This window comes from Arthrobacter sp. UC242_113, assembly GCF_044054585.1.
In the GTDB taxonomy this organism is placed as follows: Bacteria; Actinomycetota; Actinomycetes; order Actinomycetales; family Micrococcaceae; genus Arthrobacter.
Window position 1 is genome coordinate 2,538,727 of sequence record NZ_CP171968.1, and the last position, 16,456, is coordinate 2,555,182.

14 protein-coding genes are annotated in these 16,456 nt (G+C 67.4%); 6 read left to right on the plus strand and 8 right to left on the minus strand.

Annotation, left to right across the window (positions count from 1 at the left end; translation table 11 throughout):
* Nucleotides 1-7 precede the first annotated feature (7 nt).
* Nucleotides 8-1,654: a CHAD domain-containing protein gene (locus ACHMXB_RS11520; protein WP_395398459.1), complete on the minus strand. Its 1,647-nt coding sequence runs from the start codon at nt 1,652-1,654 to the stop codon at nt 8-10.
* A gap of 140 nt (nt 1,655-1,794) precedes the next feature.
* Here ACHMXB_RS11520 and ACHMXB_RS11525 point away from each other — a divergent pair, with 140 nt between their 5' ends.
* The 3 genes from ACHMXB_RS11525 (at nt 1,795) to ACHMXB_RS11535 (ending at nt 5,020) form a co-directional block, all read left to right on the plus strand.
* On the plus strand, nt 1,795-3,060 hold the full coding sequence (locus ACHMXB_RS11525; RefSeq protein WP_395398460.1) for a CynX/NimT family MFS transporter: 1,266 nt from the start codon (nt 1,795-1,797) through the stop codon (nt 3,058-3,060).
* 6 nt (nt 3,061-3,066) lie between these two features.
* Nucleotides 3,067-3,747, plus strand: a complete 681-nt coding sequence (locus ACHMXB_RS11530; RefSeq protein ID WP_395398461.1) for a FadR/GntR family transcriptional regulator — start codon at nt 3,067-3,069, stop codon at nt 3,745-3,747.
* Between the two features lie 82 nt (nt 3,748-3,829).
* Nucleotides 3,830-5,020 carry an AI-2E family transporter gene (locus ACHMXB_RS11535; protein WP_395398462.1) on the plus strand — a complete coding sequence of 397 codons (1,191 nt, stop codon included), beginning with the start codon at nt 3,830-3,832 and terminating at the stop codon, nt 5,018-5,020.
* 117 nt (nt 5,021-5,137) lie between these two features.
* Here the strand turns inward: ACHMXB_RS11535 and ACHMXB_RS11540 are convergent, their stop codons facing one another.
* Nucleotides 5,138-5,671 (minus strand): hypothetical protein, encoded by a 534-nt coding sequence (locus tag ACHMXB_RS11540; protein ID WP_395398463.1) that lies wholly within the window; start codon nt 5,669-5,671, stop codon nt 5,138-5,140.
* A 166-nt stretch (nt 5,672-5,837) separates the two neighbouring features.
* Here ACHMXB_RS11540 and ACHMXB_RS11545 point away from each other — a divergent pair, with 166 nt between their 5' ends.
* The 3 genes from ACHMXB_RS11545 to ACHMXB_RS11555 all read left to right on the plus strand — a co-directional run bounded on the left by ACHMXB_RS11545 (nt 5,838) and on the right by ACHMXB_RS11555 (nt 8,512).
* A complete protein-coding gene (locus ACHMXB_RS11545) occupies nt 5,838-6,128 on the plus strand; it encodes a hypothetical protein (RefSeq protein ID WP_395398464.1) in 291 nt (96 codons plus the stop codon).
* 181 nt (nt 6,129-6,309) lie between these two features.
* Nucleotides 6,310-7,035, plus strand: a complete 726-nt coding sequence (locus ACHMXB_RS11550; RefSeq protein WP_395405240.1) for a DUF1206 domain-containing protein — start codon at nt 6,310-6,312, stop codon at nt 7,033-7,035.
* Nucleotides 7,036-7,069: 34 nt separating this feature from the next.
* A complete protein-coding gene (locus tag ACHMXB_RS11555) occupies nt 7,070-8,512 on the plus strand; it encodes an SRPBCC family protein (protein ID WP_395398465.1) in 1,443 nt (480 codons plus the stop codon).
* 124 nt (nt 8,513-8,636) lie between these two features.
* On the opposite strand, the gene ACHMXB_RS11560 is transcribed toward ACHMXB_RS11555, so the two are convergent.
* From ACHMXB_RS11560 to ACHMXB_RS11585, 6 genes are all read right to left on the minus strand, one after another.
* A complete protein-coding gene (locus tag ACHMXB_RS11560; protein ID WP_395398466.1) occupies nt 8,637-10,103 on the minus strand; it encodes an FAD-dependent oxidoreductase in 1,467 nt (488 codons plus the stop codon).
* A gap of 87 nt (nt 10,104-10,190) precedes the next feature.
* The gene (gene cobA, locus ACHMXB_RS11565) at nt 10,191-11,462 is read right to left on the minus strand and encodes a uroporphyrinogen-III C-methyltransferase (RefSeq protein ID WP_395398467.1); all 1,272 of its coding nucleotides are present in this window, start codon (nt 11,460-11,462) and stop codon (nt 10,191-10,193) included.
* A 276-nt stretch (nt 11,463-11,738) separates the two neighbouring features.
* Nucleotides 11,739-12,761 (minus strand): ABC transporter permease, encoded by a 1,023-nt coding sequence (locus ACHMXB_RS11570; protein WP_395398468.1) that lies wholly within the window; start codon nt 12,759-12,761, stop codon nt 11,739-11,741.
* Nucleotides 12,751-13,476: an ABC transporter ATP-binding protein gene (locus ACHMXB_RS11575; RefSeq protein ID WP_395398469.1), complete on the minus strand. Its 726-nt coding sequence runs from the start codon at nt 13,474-13,476 to the stop codon at nt 12,751-12,753. The genes ACHMXB_RS11570 and ACHMXB_RS11575 overlap by 11 nt, the downstream gene beginning before the upstream one ends.
* Nucleotides 13,477-13,532: 56 nt before the next feature.
* Nucleotides 13,533-14,687: an ABC transporter substrate-binding protein gene (locus ACHMXB_RS11580; RefSeq protein ID WP_395398470.1), complete on the minus strand. Its 1,155-nt coding sequence runs from the start codon at nt 14,685-14,687 to the stop codon at nt 13,533-13,535.
* 126 nt (nt 14,688-14,813) lie between these two features.
* The gene (locus tag ACHMXB_RS11585) at nt 14,814-15,980 is read right to left on the minus strand and encodes an RtcB family protein (RefSeq protein WP_395398471.1); all 1,167 of its coding nucleotides are present in this window, start codon (nt 15,978-15,980) and stop codon (nt 14,814-14,816) included.
* Nucleotides 15,981-16,456 lie beyond the last annotated feature (476 nt).

Sequence of the window (16,456 nt, forward strand, 5' to 3'; positions counted from 1 at the left end):
GCCGCCGCTATCCCACTCCGTGCCGGATCAGCTTCCGGGACTTCCGGTGCGCCTTGCGGTACTTGGCTTCGGCTTTGGCGGCGCTCTTCCGCTCCCGCTTCAGAAGCGAGCCGTAGGCCGCCGCCACGGGTTCCGGCAGGTCCGGGCCGCCGGCGAGCTTTCCCAGGAAGATCCGGGCCATCACACTGTCGTGGTGGTCGCCAAGGATCTTCTGCTGCTTGTGCGCCGCTTTGGCCAGCTTGCCGGCTGGCTTGCCGAAGACGGGATCCACGGTCTCGGCCGCGTGCCGCAGCCGCTTGGCGTCCTTCCGCACCTGGTGCAGCGCGGTTTCGTGCGCGGTGGCATCCTTGAGCTCCATGCCGGGCTTTTCGCCGGCGTCGTCTTTGACCCGCAGAGCCGCCTTGTGGGCGCGGCGCAGCCGTTTTGCCGACCTGCCCACCAGCTTGCGGGCGGCCTTGCGTGCCGGTGCCGCAGCGACCGGGCGGACGGGCGGGTGGTCACGGAAGTCTTCGAGGTCGTCGAGGAGGCGGAAGTAACGGTCGGTCAGGAGCACCTCCTGCGTCTTGCGGTAACCGGCCTCCAGCCTGGTGACCAGCTCCCGCTCGATGCGCCGCTTCACGTCGTCGGCCGCTTCACCCGGCGGGAGCTTCCCGGCGTGGGTCCGCAGCCGGTCCAGCATGACCTCAGCGTCACGCGGAGTGCCGAGGATGCGGCCCAGCCACTTGAGCTCGTCGCGCAGCCTGCCCACCGCTCCCCCGCCGTAGAGCTTCCGGTAGACAGCGAGGGCAGACCGCACGCGGCGCGTGGCCGAGCGCATCGCGTGGACCGCGTCCGGTTCCTCCAGCCGCACGCGGGGGTCGTTGCCCAGGATTTCGCTGATCTGCCCGTCCAGGTACGCTGTGACGACGGCGGACGCCGGCCACTTCTTGCCCGGTTTCGTTCCGCCGGGCTGCTTTACGCCGCCTTCAAATTCCTTGACTTGGGCTTCCGGCGCCCCCTCGCCCAGTGCCCGCCGGAGCTTGGACGCGTGCACTGACGGCCGGGCACCTGCCGCGGACAAGACCGCTGCGGCTGCCTTGAACACCTCCGGCTGGCCGTGGACCAGCTCGAGTTCCCATTCGCGCCACTGCTGCTCCCGACCGGCGGACGCACCTGCCGGTTTCTGGTCCGCGCCCCGAAGAAGCTTGGCGTCCACGGTGTCATCGGCAAAGTCGGCGAGGTGCACGCCGTCGTCCCCGTACAGGGCAAGCGTGGTGCGCCGCGTGCTAAGGCGGGCCACGGGCACGGGATCCGATCCGCGGAGGTAGGCGTGCAGGTGGGCCAGCAGTTTCCCCGGAACGACGTCGGCCTGGCCCAGCGGGGCGTGGATCTCCCGGCGGGCTTCCGGTCCCTCTTCCGGTGCCGGTCCGGAGCCAGCCGTCGGCTCCGGTGGCAGCTTTACATGCCAGCCGGCGTCGGCTCCGCCGCTCCTGCGCCGAAGCGTGATGCGGCGGGAGGCGAGAACCAGATCTTCAGTGTCGAAGTAGACGGCTTCCAGTTCAGCATCGTGCGGCTCACCCACTCGGCCCACACCCGGGATGGCGGCGAGGTCGGGCAGCCCGGTGCCGGCGTCGACGTCGTACTTCTTCTCCGTTTCAAGGCCTTCGGCGGTCATGGCCGGACGGCGTCCTTTCCCCTTGCCAATCGCTGCGCATACGCGCCTGCTGGCCCGAGTCTATGCCCGCGTCTGAACGGCCCGCGAGAGTTTCCCCACAAAACTCTAGACATCAAACGTCAAACGTCTAACGTTAAGGGATGGCGACCACTTCCTCAGCACCCGCGACCACGGCCACGTATTCGACCAAGCCGCGCACCGCCGTCGTCGCCGCCGTTGTTGCCCTGGTCCTCATCGGCCTGAACCTCAGGGCCGGCATCACCGGCGCCTCGGCGCTGCTGCACGACTTGCAGCAGGTCCTGGGCTACGGGCCGCTGGTCGCCTCGCTCATCCCCTCCATTCCCACGCTGTGCTTCGCCGTGGCCGGTGCCGCGACGTCGTGGCTGACCGGGAAGCTCGGCGTCGAGAAAGCCATCCTCCTCTCGCTCGGCATGCTGGCAGGCGGGCTGCTGCTCCGGGGCATTCCCACCACCGGAATGCTGGTGGCGGGCACTGTGGTTGGGATGTCCGGACTTGCTGTCTGCAACGTGTCCATGCCGTCCTTCATCCGGGAGCATTTCGCCGCGCGCACCTCGCTCATGACGGCCGTCTACACGGTGACCATGACCAGCGGCGCCACGGTCATGGCCGTACTCGTTGTTCCGCTGTCGCAGGCGCTGGGGTCGCCGTCGGCCGGGCTGGGCACCATCGGGCTCCTCGCCCTGTCCGCATTCCTCGGCTTCTTGCCCGTGACGCTGCACGCCCACCGCAACACTGCCCGGAAAACAGCAGGACACATCTCCCCGTGGCCGCTGCTGCGGACCAAGACCGGGCGGCTGCTCACCGGCATCTTCACCCTGCAGGCGCTGCTGGCCTACGCGCTGCTCAGCTGGTTCCCGTACATGCTCACGACCATGGGCCTCAGCGCGGCGGACAGCGCCATCATGTTCGGCGCCATGCAGCTGGTGTCCGTACCTGCCGGAATGGTGCTGATCGCTATCGGATCCCGGCCGCGAATGCTGCGCCCCGCCGTCTACCTTGCCACCCTCACCATGACGGCCGGTATCGCCGCGCTCCTCTTCCTCCCTGTGTCGCTGGCCATCATCCCGGCGGTGCTGCTGGGCTTCGGGCTGGGCATCTTCCCCCTGGTGATGGTGATCATCAGCCGCAGCGGGCGGAGCACCGCCGAGACCACGGCGCTGTCCACGCTGGCCCAGTCCAGCGGTTATCTCCTTGCCACCGTCGGGCCGTTCGGCATGGGCCTGCTGCACAGCGCGACGGGCAGCTGGACCCTGCCGATCGCCCTGCTCCTGGTCATCGCCGTGGTGCAGATCTTCGTGGCGCACCTGCTCAGCAGCGGCCGGGCTGCCGGAGTGAGCGCCACGGGCCCTGCCGCGGGGGCCAACGCTGCCGGAATGAAAGAATAGGACGCCATGACCCTGAGCACGTCGCACCGCCCGCCGCTGGCGGAGGAAGTCACTGCCAAACTCCGCGACATGATCCAGACGGGCGAGTGGCCGCTGCAGCAGCGCATCCCGTCCGAAACCGAGCTCATGACCGGACTGGGCGTCTCCCGCGGAACGCTCCGGGAGGCAGTCAAGGCGCTGGCCCACAGCGGGATGCTCGAGGTCCGCCGCGGAGACGGGACCTACGTCCGTGCCACCAGCGAAATCTCGGGGGCCGCGCGCCGGCTGTACAAGGAACACACGGACGAACACGTCCTCGAGGTCCGCGTGGGGCTGGACACGCAAGCGGCGCGCCTTGCCGCCCGGCATGCAACGGCCGGCGACGTCGCCGCCATGCGCGTGCTGCTCACAGAGGGCGAGGAGGCCTGGCGGGCTGAGGACTTCGCACGCTGGGCCCGCGCGGACTGGGGCTTCCACGAGCGGGTGGCACAGGCCTCCGGCAATCCCCTGCTGCACGAGCTGTATGTCAGCTTCGGCGACGTGTTCCACGCCGACCTGCTGAAGCAGCACCGGCGCCCCGGCTTCAATGGACTGCCGCAGGCGGGCCACGGTGAGCTCGTGGATGCCATCGAAGCGCACGACGGCGAGGCGGCCGTGGCCAGCGTGCACCGGAACCTCAATTCCTGCGCAGAGTGGCTGCGGGAGTAACGGGCTTTCACCCCCACGGGGAACATCAGTAGGCTTACTAATCAAGCCGGTTGGCTGATTGCCCTGATGAGTAGGAGTTCCAATGGCCCGTACAGCCCGACTGTCCGAGCAAGATCCACCCCAAGAGCTCACGTCCGGTCTGCTCCTGCGTCGTAGGGCACCCGGGCAGCCGGACCGCAAACCGCCCCGGGAGCTGTGGTCCGACAACCTCGGCAGGGTCGGCATCCGGTGCGCCCAGATCCTGCTGGTCCTTGCCGTGGCTGCCGTGTCCGTGTACGGGCTCCTGCAGGTCCGGCTGCTCGTCATTCCCGTGCTGATCGCGCTGATCCTCGCCGCCGCCATCGGGCCGTTCGTCAACCTGCTGCGGCGCCGGGGGCTGCCCGGCGGGGCCGCCACGGCCGTGGCCTTTGTGGCCCTGCTGATCCTGCTGGCCGGCGTCGGCACCGTGATCTACTTCTCCGTCCGCAGCCAGTGGGGCGACCTGGTCCAGCAGGCCTCCGGGGGGCTCGACGAACTCGAAAGCTTCCTCCTCTCCGGCCCGGTCCCCATTGACCGCGAGCAGCTGAACCAGGCCCGGGAAGGCGCCGTCCAGTTCGCCACGAGCAGCCAGGTGCGGTCAGGAGCCATCACCGGCCTGTCGGTGGTGACGGAGTTCCTGGCCGGTGCGAGCCTCATGGTGGTGATCCTCTTCTTCTTCCTCAAGGACGGCGCGAAGATCTGGAACTTCCTCCTGCGCCCCTTCTCCGGGAACCGGGAAGCCAGGCTGCGGCGTGTGGGCAAGAAGACCCTCGAGGTTTTGGGCGGCTACGTCCGGGGCACGGCCATTGTGGCACTGGTGGACACCGTGGCCATCGGCGCAGCGCTGCTCATCATGCAGGTGCCGCTGGCCATTCCCCTGGCCATCATCGTGTTCATCGGCGCCTTTGTTCCGCTCGTGGGAGCCACCGTGGCCGGCATCCTGGCAGCCCTGGTGGCCCTCGTCGCCAACGGCCCGGTGGTGGCACTGGTGGTGGTGGCAGTGGTCATCGCCGTCAACCAGCTCGAAGGCGACCTGCTGCAGCCGGTCGTCATGGGCAAGTCCCTGCAGCTCCACGCCCTCGTCATCCTCATGGCCCTAACGGCGGGCACCATCCTGGCGGGCATCATCGGCGCCGTCCTGTCCGTGCCGCTCGCGGCCGTGGCGTGGGCGATCATCCAGGTGTGGACGGCCGAGGACCCCCACCTCCAGGACATGAACCCGGACCTGCCGCCGGTGGACAGCCAGCCGACGTAAAGCATTCCGCCTCAGTGGAACTGATCCGCGCACGACGGCGGCCGGGCACCTGAGGTGCCCAGCCGCCGTCGTGCGTTACTGCCTTAGAGTCCTTTACCGCCTCTGAGGCGGACGCCGTCAGCGCAGCCCCTTGAAGACATTCTTGGGCCTCTGCATCTCACCGTGCTTGGCGCCAAGGACAATGACAGAGGCGGCGAAGGCGGGGATGGTCCACTGCAACACCTTCAGCTGCTTCTGCGCCGACTGCAGTTTCGCGGACGAGCCGGGCCGCGGTTCGGTGGCACCTTCGGCACCCTCATCGGCCAGCTTGTCCACCTTCTTCCCCAGCACACCCGCGTACAGGGTGACCGCGGCCCCCGCCACCGTGACAGCCGTCTTGTAGATGGTGTCCCGGGCCACGCCCTCCTGGCTTGCGATCCTGTCCTTGTTTTCCAGCGCAATGAACAGGTCCGCGAGCAGGTGGGTTGCGAAGGCGGCCGTCTGGACCGGTGCCCATTTCATCCAGCCGCGGCTCGAGAGGCGCGTGCGCTCGGCGGGGTCCTTCGCCTCAGCAGCGGCTCCGTTGAGACCCACCGCCCCCATCAGGGAGCCGCCAAACCAGGCCGCTGCCGTGAGGTCATGAACAGACCGTGCAAAGAGATTTCCAGCCATGATGTCCTTCCTAATACGAGAGGTTCAATCCGGAACAGTGGCTGCCGCGGGCCCTGGGTCCAGGTGCCCGGCAGCCGCACCAAAGACATGGTCCCCACATGGTAAGCACACTTACTAAGGTTACGATAGCCCGTAATATCAATGGTTCTGTGCGTAAAATCAGGCCATGGGATCAACAGGAACACTGTTCGGCTGGGCATTCGGCGACTCCGAACGCGAGGACGACCAGGTGTACGTGGACGGGCTGAAGGGCGAGGCTCTGGCGAACGCGACGCAGGCCGCCAAAAGCAAGGGCTTCGATGTTGAGGCGGGCTCGGAAGTATTCACCGTCCTCAGCGCCGGCGACGCCCTCGTCGACATCGACACGGCGCCCGACGACCTCGTGGTGCGCTGCACGGTGAAACTCGTGGGTGAGGGCGCCGAACGCATCCACGCAGAAGGGCCGATGAACGGCTAATCGCCGTAAGGCAACACGCAGCACGGCTGAACGCCGGGCAGGACGCAGGACGGCTAAGGGGAAACGGCTACCGGAGGGCACCACGGACAACGACTCGACGATCAGCGAGGCGGCCGACGCCGCGGAGGCTGCATCGAACACCAAGGCGCTCGACGTCGTCGCGCGTTCCGGTTTCGCTGTGATGGCCCTGCTGCACATCATTCTCGGCGCCATCGCGATTGCCCTGGCCTTCGGCCATCCCGGGGAGGCCGAGCCCACCGGCGCCATCGAACAGCTGGCCGCCAATCCCTGGGGCCCGGCAGTCATGTGGGCGTGCCTGATCGGATGCTGGGGGCTCGCCCTCTGGCAGCTGAGCGAGGCCACGCTCCGGGCCCGCCATCTGCCGCGCAAGGAACGGATCGGGAAGCTGATCTCCTCCGGCTTCCTCGCGATCGCTTATGCCAGCGTCGGGCTCAGCTTCGGCGGTTTCGCGGTGGGGCTGCGCGGCGACTCCGGCGAATCAACACGGGACGTGAGCGCGGCCCTCCTCAGCAACCCCTTTGGCGGCGTGATCCTCAGCGCCCTCGGCCTGACCGTCATCGGGGTGGGCATCTACTTCGTGACCAAGGGCTTCCGGCGCGGCTTCAAGGAGGAACTCTTCCACTTCGACGGCACCCGGCGGGGCAAACTCATCGACACCTTGGGTGTGACCGGACACGTCGCCAAAGGCATCGCACTGTTCCTTGCCGGGCTGCTCTTCGCCATCGCGGCCGCCAAACACACCCCCGAAGAATCCACCGGCCTCGACGGCAGCCTGAAGGCCCTGCGCGACCATGTGTACGGCCCGTACCTGCTGTTTGCCATCGGTGCGGGCTTCATTTGCTACGGAATCTTCGCCCTGGTCCGGTCAAAGTTCGGCAGGATGTAGCCATGGGGACGGTCCAATCATGGGAAGGCGACGCATGAAAAGACGATTCAGCGGCGATCCGGCGGGGGCACCGCATCGGACGTACGGCCTTGCCCCCGAGCGGGCGGCCGACCTCGCCGGGCGCGGTTTCGCCGCCGTGTTCCGGGCGATCAAGGCAGTGCGCCCTGTTCGCCCCATCCATCCGCGGGGCATCAGCCTGGTGGGGGAACTGAACCTCACGGGCGCCGCGGGCCGAGCAGCTGCCGGACTTCCGGCCGCCAGCGGGATCGCCTGGCTCGACGACGCCGGGACCCGCCAGGTGCGCGGCCGGTTCTCCCGTTCGGTGGGCCTTCCCGAGTCGCTGCCGGACATTCTGGGTTTGGCGCTGCGGACTTCGGGTGCATCCGGCGCTGCCGGCGCCGGTGACGCTTCCGGCGCTGCCGGCGCGGGCGACGTCCCCGGCCCCGGTGACAGTGCCGACGTCGGGGATGTCCTGTTTGCTTCGACCGGCTGGGGCGTGCCAGGCCGTTTCATGCTGCTGCCCAAGCTGGATGTTGGCACCGCCAGGTTCACCACGCTGATGCCGTATAAGGGTGCCAACGGCCCGGTCCTTTTAGGGCTGCGCACCCTGTCGCTGCCCGGGCGTGCCACCGGCAGGGCGGACACCGGGGGCAATTTCAAGGAGTCGCTGGGTACCGGAGACTGGACCTTGGCGCTGCACTACGCCACCCCGGCAGGCCGGTGGGTGCAGGCCGGTGTGCTGCACCTAAGAGCCGCTGCTCCCGACGCCGGGCACACTGACGGCACGGACAGGGACGGCGGGGACAGGGCCAGCGCGGACACAGGCAGCGCCGACACGGCGATCCGGTTCGATCCGCTGGAGCATCCCCTGCCTGGCGCCGGGACCTATCCCTGGGCCCGCCGGCTCCGGGAGCGCTCGTACCGGGCCGCCCGGCGCCCCTCCCGCATTATTGGCGCCCCGGAACCCGCCGGGTTCGCAGCTGCAGACCGGAACTCCGCCATCCGGCGTGAGGGTTCGGCCGACGAAAGGAACACCATGTCAACCGTCACGCAGGTCTTCAATTCACCGGCATCGGCAGTCTGGAGAGTAATCGCGGACGGCTGGCTCTACTCCGGCTGGGTGGTGGGCGCCTCGAGAATCCGTTCTGTGGATGCGCAATGGCCGGAGGTCGGTGCCCTGCTCCACCATTCCGTGGGCGCGTGGCCGCTGCTCATCAACGATTCAACCAAGGTCACGGCGGCCGACCCGGGGCGGCAGCTGGAACTGATCGCGCGCGGCTGGCCCATCGGCGAGGCCAAGGTGGTCATTACGCTCGAGGAACTCGGCGAGCAGTGCCGCGTCACGATGAGCGAGGACGCGGTCCGCGGCCCCGGCCTGGCAGTTCCCAAGGCGCTGCGGGATCCGATGATCACAGTGCGCAACCGGGAAACCCTTCAGCGCCTCGAGCTCATGGCCGCCGGCGGCGCGGGCAACTGACGCTGCGGGCTTAACAAACAAGCGCGGCGGGCTTAACAAGCGAACGCGCGAACCGGCAGATAATGACGTCAAACCAAGGGTTTGGGGTCATTAGCTGCCAGTTCGCGCGCTGGAAAAGAGGACGTTAGACGCTGGCGGCGATCCCGTCGCGGGAGATGGAGACCATGTCCTCGCGCGGCACCACCTTGATGCGCTCACGCACAACCTCAACGCCGTGCGAGCCGCCGGCAGCGGTGGCCTCGGCGCCGAGAGCGAGCTCGTGGGCGTCCAGTGCCAGCCAGCCTTCCCAGGTGGTGTATTCCACGCCGCGGCTTTCGAGCAGGTCGACGACGGCGCTGGCGGCAGGTGCCTCGGCAACCGGCAGGTTTTCGCGGTCTTCCAGCAGGAAGGTCACGGTCTCGAGGGCGTCGCCCTTGGTGTGGCCGATCAGGCCGACGGGACCGCGCTTGATCCAGCCGGTGGCGTAGATGCCCGGGACGTGCTCGCCGGAGGCGTCCAGGACGCGGCCGCCGGCGTTCGGGACAACGCCCTTCTTGTGGTCGAACTCGATCTCCGGAAGGGCGGAACCGAAGTAGCCGATGGCGCGGTAAACGGCCTGGACCGGGTAATCGACGAATTCGCCGGTGCCACGGGCATTGCCCGTGCCGTCCAGTTCGGTGCGTTCAAACTTCATGCCGCTGACGCGCCCGGGGTTCTCGGCGTCGTCGTAAATTTCCACCGGGCTGTGCAGGAAGTGCAGGTGCAGTCGGCGGGAGGCCTTGAGCTCGGAGACATCCTCGGGCTGCTCGGCGATCCAGTTGGTCAGCGTTCCAACCATGGTCTTGATCTGGTTGTTGCTCTGGATCTGGCGGTCCGATTCCTCGTCGAACTCGAAGTCCTCCGGGTACAGGATGATGTCCACGTCCTTGGAGTGGGACAGCTCGCGCAGCTCCAGCGGGGTGAACTTGACCTGGGCGGGGCCGCGGCGGCCGAAGACGTGGACGTCCGTGACCGGCGACGCCTTCAGGCCGGCGTAGACGTTGTCCGGGATTTCTGAGACCAGCAGGTCGTCGGCGTGCTTGGAGAGGACGCGGGCCACGTCGAGGGCCACGTTGCCGTTGCCGATCACGGCGATTTCCTTGGCGTCCAGCGGCCATTCGCGGGACACGTCCGGGTGGCCGTCGTACCAAGACACGAAGTCGGCGCCGCCAAAGGAGCCCTCGAGTTCGATGCCCGGAATGTTCAGGTCGGCGTCCTTGATGGCGCCGGTGGCGAAGATGACGGCGTCGTAGTGCGTCTGCAGGTCCTCGATGGAGAGGTCCGTGCCGTAGTCAACGTTGCCGAAGAAGCGGATGTCGCCGCGGTCCAGGACCTTGTGCAGGGCGTTGACGATTCCCTTGATGCGCGGGTGGTCCGGGGCCACTCCGTAGCGGATCAGGCCGTAGGGCGCCGGGTAGCGGTCAAAGAGGTCGATGCTCACTGTCAGCTCGCCGCTCTTGACGGCCTCGCTCTTGGTGAGGATGTCCGCTGCGTAGACGCCGGCCGGGCCGGATCCGATGACGGCCACGCGCAACGGGCGGGCGGCGGTTCCTACGGGGGTGTTGGTTGACACGGCTGTGTTCCTTTTCTTCTGCATCGATTGCTCCGTAGGCGCCCTTTTGAACCTTCATAAGGGCAGTTATGGAGCAATCGATGGGTTTCAGGGGGTGAGAACGCGGGTGGTGCTTGTGCGGGGCTTGTTGGGGCTGGTGGTGCTGTAGTCAGCGGTTTTGAAGTGCGACGGCGCGAAGGGGCTGACGCGGACAACGTCACCGATGACGATCACTGCAGGATTGGCGACGCCGGCGGCTTCGGCCTGGTCGGCGATGGAGCCGAGGGTGCCGATGGTGACGCGCTGGTCCGGCAGGTAGCCGTTTTCCACAATACCAACTGGTGTGTCCTCGGGCAGACCGGCTCTGCCGAGGGCGGACGCGGATTCGCGCAGCTGGCCCACGCCCATGAGGAGCACCACGGTGTGGTCGGCGCGGACCGGGACCTCGGACAGTTCCTCGTGGCCGGTGACAACGCTGAAGCCCTTGGCCAGGCCCCGGTGCGTGACCGGGATGCCGGCGGCGGCGGGAACGGAGATCGCGGAGGTCACGCCGGAAACCACTTCAACTTCGACGCCGTGCCTGCGGCAGTATTCTGCTTCCTCGCCGCCGCGGCCCAGGACATAGGGGTCGCCGCCCTTGAGGCGCACCACGCGGTGGCCCTGAAGTGCCTCTTCGACGAGGATCCGGTTTATGTCGGCCTGCGGCACGGGGTGGTGACCGGGGGTCTTGCCCACCTCAATGACGCGGACGTCCGGGGCAAGCTCGTTGAGCAGTTCACGGGGGCCGAGGCGGTCGGCGACGACGACGTCAGCCTGCCCGAGCAGCCGGCGGCCGCGGACGGTGATAAGGCCGCTGTCGCCGGGGCCGCCACCGACAAGGGCGACCGATCCCCGGTGTGCCCGGCGGCGGCGCAGCGGCAGGTCACCGGATTCCAGCGCGGTGGCGACGGCGTCACGCAGGGCCATGGCACGGCGCGGGTCTCCCCCCGCGTTGACGGCGATCTTGACGTCGTCCACTTCGGCGACGGCGGGTGTCCAGGCGGCTGAAGATTCGTGGTCGGAGGCGTTGACGCACCAGACGCGCTGCGCCTCGGCGTCGGAAGCTACAAGCGTGTCGACGGCGGGATCGCCGGTGGCGGTCTGGACGAACCAGACGCCGTCGACGTCTTCGGAGCGGTAGGCGCGGGGCTCCCAGGTGAGAAGGCCGGCGTCAGCGAGTTCGCGGAGCGCGGCGATGGCCTCGGGGGCAACCACGGTGACGCGGGCACCGGCGTCGAGCAGGCCCTTCGCGCGGCGCGCAGCAACGCGTCCGCCGCCCACCACCAGTACGGGGCGGCCGAGGAGGCGCAGCGCCGTGGGGTAAATGTCCTGAATTGCCATGAATCAACGGTAGGGCTGTGTTACGGGCCCGACCAACGGCACGGAAACACCAGTTCACGCAAGGTAACGCTGCGTCACATTGCGACTGTTTGCTGGACGAACGCCGTCGTGGGGCACTTTGGCGGCCAGATCAGCCTGAACCCACCCAAACACGGGGTGTTCCGCGTCAATGTGCCCCAGTTTGGTCGCGGAGAAGGCGTCACCGGGCCAATGGACAGCAGAAAGCCCGACGGCGGGAGTCGCCGTCGGGCTTTCGGGTTCACACTGCGGAGGTGCTTAGCGGGTGCTGCCTGCCAGGAGGCCGCGGCGCTGGAGCAGGCGCTTCTCGATCGGCGCGAACACCAGCAGCTCGATCAGGATGCCCACGGCCAGGATCAGGAGGATCGCGGACATCACGATGGTCATGTCGGCGAGGTCGCGGCCCTGGTTCAGCATAGAGCCGAGGCCGAAGCCGATGGTGCCGCCCACCGCGATGATTTCCGCGGCCATGAGCGAGCGCCAGGAGAAGGCCCAGCCCTGCTTGAGGCCGCTGAGGTAGCCGGGAAGTGCCGCGGGGAGGATGATCTGCACGGCCATCTGCAGCCGGGACGCGCCCAGGACAGTGCCCACGCTGCGGTATTGAGGCGGGATCTGGTCAACGCCGGAGATCAGGCCGTTGATGATGGACGGGATGGCGCCCATGAACACCACGAAGTACACCGTGGCGTCGGTGAGGCCGAACCAGATGATGGCGGCCGGTACCCAGGCCACTGACGGCAGAACCTGCAGGCCGGAAATCAGCGGCCCGAACGCCCTGCGCAGCGGCGCCACCTGGGCCAGGAGCAGCCCGACGGGTGTGGCGATCGCAACGCTGATCAGGAACCCCAGGAGGCCACGCTGCAGCGATGTCCAGACGGCCTCCTGCAGCGACCCCTCAGCCCACAGCGTGGCGAACTGCTCCAGCACGTCCATGGGGCCGGGCACCTGGTCGCGGCGCTTGAGGCCCAGCGAGACGTAGAACTGCCAGATGATGATCAACACCACGACGGCGGCGATCGGCAGCAGGATCCGGCTCCAGTCGATCCGGGCCTTGCGGACCGCATCCGACTGCAGCGAGTCCAGCCCGGATTCGAGTTCGCGCAGGTCCGCCGAGCCAGTGGAAGACCGGGTCAACGCGGCGTGCACCTTCTCAACGGTGGAGGACGCAGCGACGGCTGAGCTCTTGGTTTCGGCAGGCTCAGCCAGCGGGGACTCAGTCTCAACTAGCGGGGTTTCGGTCGCCTCGGGCGTCTCGGCCACGGGAGATGAGTTACTTGGCATGGCGGCGGATCTCCTCTCGCAGCCGGGCGGTGATGACCCCGGTCAGCTGTCCGGCAAGACCGGCGTCGGTACGATGTTCTTCGGTGACTTCCCATTCCTGCACCACGCGGCCGGGCCGGGAGGACAGCAGCAGGACGCGCTGGCCCAGGCGGACCGCCTCACGGACGTTGTGGGTCACAAAGACGATGGTGCGTCCGGTTTCCTTCCAGATGCGCTCAAGTTCGTCGTGCAACAGGTCGCGGGTGATGGCGTCGAGCGCCGCGAACGGCTCATCCATGAGGAGCAGCTGGCGGTCCTGCGCGAGCGAGCGGGCCAGAGCCACGCGCTGGCGCATGCCGCCGGACAGCTCGTGCGGACGCCGGTCGGCGGCCTCGGCCAGGTGAACCAGTTCCAACAGCTCAGCCGCCTTGACGCGCCGTTCGGCCTTGCCCACACCGCGAAGCTTCAGCGCCAGCTCGATGTTCTCGCGGGCGGTGAGCCACGGAAATAGGGCAGAGTCCTGGAACATGAAGGCGGCGCCGTCGCTGGGCACCTCAAGGGCGCCCGACGTCGGGAGCTCCAGTCCCGCCATGATGTTCAGCAAGGTGGACTTGCCACAGCCGGACGCACCGAGGAGTGCGACGAACTCGCCTCTGCCGATTGTGGCGTTGACGTCGTCCAGCACCGGGGCGCCTTCGCCGAAGCGCTTGCCCAGGTTCTCCAGTACGACTGGCATGGTTCCGTCCTTTGTTCGTGGTGCGTTAAATGCAGCGGCGCAGATGCGCGGCGGGGCTAATCCTGGCCCAGCCCTGCAGCTGTGATTTTTTCCGTGGCCACTGAATTCAGCGCCCGGAGATCGAAGAGGCCGTTGAGGTCGGCCTGCTTGGTGGTGCCGGCATCGACGCCGTCCTGCAGCAGCTTCTTGTACGTTCCCGCCAGCGGGTCCACCGTAAACACGATGTTCTTCAGCGAGCGGTCAATGACGTTCTGCGCCAGCGCCTTGCCGGCGTCCTGTTTGAGGGCGGCATTGACGACGGCGGCCTTCTCGGCGGAGGGGGTGTCGTTGAGCCACTTCACGGCCTGGACGTGGCCCTTAAGCAACGCCTCCACGGTCTGCGGGTGCTCTGCGGCGAACTTCTTGTTCACGATGAGGATAGTGGTGGGGAACTCGCCCGGCTTGCCGGTCAGCGACCCGTCCCACAGGTCCTTCTCATCCACCAGGACCTTCGCCCCGGCCTGGAGCACCAGACGGGAGGCCCACGGCTCAGGCACCCACGCGCCGTCGAGCTTGCCGTCCTGGAACAGCTTCAGGGTCTGCGCGTTCTCGGTGGGATTGATCGCAACGTCCCCGCCGCCGTCGGGAGTCGTCTTGTAGCCCTGCTTACCCAGCCAGGCGCGCAGCGCCACGTCCTGGGTGCCGCCCAGCTGCGGGGAGGCCAGGGTCTTGCCCTTGAGGTCAGCGGCGGTCTTGATCTCCGGCTTGACCACCAGCTGGGCGCCCCCGGAGGCTGCCCCGGCGATGATGCTGACGGACTCGCCCTTGCTCTTGACGAAAGAATTGATGGCCGGATTCGGGCCGATGTAGGTGGCATCGATAGCGCCTGCGTTCAGCGCCTCGATCGCGGCCGGGCCGGCGTTAAACACCTGAGTGCTGAGCTTGGTGTCGCCCAGGTTCTTGGCAATGAGGCCTTGTTTGACTCCGACGAGTGCCGGGGCGTGAGTGATGTTTCCGAAGTAGCCCAGCTTTAGCTCGGCCGCCGGGCTTGTGGGAGCGTTGGGGGCGGCCGAAGCATTGGAATCCCGGGCCACTGCCGACGCAACAACCGCTCCAACACTGATCAGCAGGACCAGGCCTACGGCCAGCGCCACTTCCAAGGCGCGGCGGCGCTTGGGCGTCTGGCTTTCGCCGGCCACAATGCGGGTCATGCCCGGCCTGGAAGTACTCATGGATTCACCATAGGGATTGGCGTAAACACGGTTCAACGGCGCGGAAACCGGGGGTCACGCACGTTCATGCAACGTCACATTCAGCCACATAAATGCGCCTGTGCGCGGGCCTTAACATTTCAGGGGCTAATCCCCCTTGACATTGACGAGCTGGCGCAGCCGGTGCCGTACCTTCACGAGGTCAGCGGCGTCGTGCATGACCTGGTCGATGGGCTTGTAGGCGGCCGGGATCTCGTCGATAAACGCCTCGGTGGCCCGGAACTCGATGCCGTGCATGGCCTCCTTGAGCTGGGCGAGCGAGAACGCCTTGCGCGCCGCATTACGCGAATACTCCCGGCCTGCCCCGTGCGGTGAGGAGTTCAGGGAGGCGGCATTGCCGAGCCCCTCCACGACGTAGGACGCCGTCCCCATGGAGCCAGGGATCAGGCCGGGGTCACCTGCTTCGGCCTTGATGGCCCCTTTGCGCGACACCCAGACCGACTTTCCGTAATGCGTTTCCTGCTGGGTGAAGTTGTGGTGGCAGTTGATCCGCTCCGTCTCCTTAACTGTTCCGCCGACCCAGTCACTGAACTGCCGGATGACGCGGTCCATCATCTCCTCGCGGTTCAGCAGGGCGAAGTGCTGGGCCCAGCGCAGCTCCTTGATGTACCGCGTGAACTCCTTCGTGCCCTCCTCCAGGTACGCGAGGTCCGGGTCCTCCAGGGTGATGCGCTTGTCCCTTGCGACTCCCTGCGCCACCCTGATGTGGTGCTGGGCAATCTTGTTGCCGATGCCGCGTGAGCCGGAGTGCAGGAACAGCCAGACGGCGTCCGTCTCGTCGGTGCACACCTCAATGAAGTGGTTGCCGGAGCCGAGCGAGCCGAGCTGCAGGTCCCATTTCGCCACATACTGCCCCGGGTTGAACCCGGCCTTTTCGGCCCGCCGGTGCAGCTCCGCGACTCGCGGCTCCGCGGTGGCCGTCACCTTGCGGTTGTTGTGGCCCGCGGACAACGGAACGGCGCGCTCGATGTTCTCGCGCAGCGGCTTCCGGTCCCGCGGCAGTTCTTTGAGGGTGTACTGCGTCCGCACTGCGATCATTCCGCAGCCGATGTCCACCCCGACGGCGGCCGGAATGATTGCCCCGAGCGTCGGGATGACGGACCCCACCGTTGCGCCCTTGCCCAGGTGCGCGTCCGGCATCAGTGCCAGATGCGGGTAGATGAAGGGCAGGCGGGAGGTGGTCAGTGCCTGCTCGCGGGTCTTGTCGTCCAGGATCGATGCCCAGTTGATGAGCCTGCTGGTGATGGATTCCATGCTTCGCCTCCCCTGGCCAGGCCGCATTGACCCGACCGCTGAACGACAGGCAGCAACTATTGCCCACCGGCAAGCCAGCGTCAAGGGAAGCTGGCACAGGGCTAGGGCTTGACCGGCCCTCGGGCAGAGCCGGTCAGGAGGCTCAGGGCCGGTCGTGGGCGTTGGCGCGCGCAAACTACGGCAGTGCGCGGACTGAGCTTCGGGCCCAAGCGTCGGGTCGTCGCGATCGCGGGGCTGTCCATGGTGTCGATGACCTACAGGAGGACGCACCAGGACATGCAGGACTTTGAGTCGTTCCTCGAAACCGGTTCCTGGAGTAGCCCGCGCCAAACCGGCCCTAGCCCGCTTGACTGCCCTCGGGCAGGGCCGGTCATGAGGCGCAGGGCCGGTCGTGCGGCTCAGTGAGTGTCAGACCCCCATGCCAGAGTCAAGCCCGCAAGTCCGGACAAATAACTACCCTGGGAGATTGTGCAGAT

What these genes read in the sequence shown, in the direction of transcription:
- ACHMXB_RS11520 (WP_395398459.1), bottom strand. Translation starts at nt 1,654, where the DNA reads ATGACCGCCGAAGGCCTTGAAACGGAGAAGAAGTACGACGTCGACGCC.
- ACHMXB_RS11570 (WP_395398468.1), bottom strand. Translation starts at nt 12,761, where the DNA reads ATGCCAAGTAACTCATCTCCCGTGGCCGAGACGCCCGAGGCGACCGAA.
- ACHMXB_RS11545 (WP_395398464.1), top strand. Translation starts at nt 5,838, where the DNA reads ATGGGATCAACAGGAACACTGTTCGGCTGGGCATTCGGCGACTCCGAA.
- ACHMXB_RS11525 (WP_395398460.1), top strand. Translation starts at nt 1,795, where the DNA reads ATGGCGACCACTTCCTCAGCACCCGCGACCACGGCCACGTATTCGACC.
- ACHMXB_RS11535 (WP_395398462.1), top strand. Translation starts at nt 3,830, where the DNA reads ATGGCCCGTACAGCCCGACTGTCCGAGCAAGATCCACCCCAAGAGCTC.
- ACHMXB_RS11585 (WP_395398471.1), bottom strand. Translation starts at nt 15,980, where the DNA reads ATGGAATCCATCACCAGCAGGCTCATCAACTGGGCATCGATCCTGGAC.
- cobA (WP_395398467.1), bottom strand. Translation starts at nt 11,462, where the DNA reads ATGGCAATTCAGGACATTTACCCCACGGCGCTGCGCCTCCTCGGCCGC.
- ACHMXB_RS11550 (WP_395405240.1), top strand. Translation starts at nt 6,310, where the DNA reads ATGGCCCTGCTGCACATCATTCTCGGCGCCATCGCGATTGCCCTGGCC.
- ACHMXB_RS11540 (WP_395398463.1), bottom strand. Translation starts at nt 5,671, where the DNA reads ATGGCTGGAAATCTCTTTGCACGGTCTGTTCATGACCTCACGGCAGCG.
- ACHMXB_RS11555 (WP_395398465.1), top strand. Translation starts at nt 7,070, where the DNA reads ATGAAAAGACGATTCAGCGGCGATCCGGCGGGGGCACCGCATCGGACG.
- ACHMXB_RS11575 (WP_395398469.1), bottom strand. Translation starts at nt 13,476, where the DNA reads ATGCCAGTCGTACTGGAGAACCTGGGCAAGCGCTTCGGCGAAGGCGCC.
- ACHMXB_RS11530 (WP_395398461.1), top strand. Translation starts at nt 3,067, where the DNA reads ATGACCCTGAGCACGTCGCACCGCCCGCCGCTGGCGGAGGAAGTCACT.
- ACHMXB_RS11580 (WP_395398470.1), bottom strand. Translation starts at nt 14,687, where the DNA reads ATGAGTACTTCCAGGCCGGGCATGACCCGCATTGTGGCCGGCGAAAGC.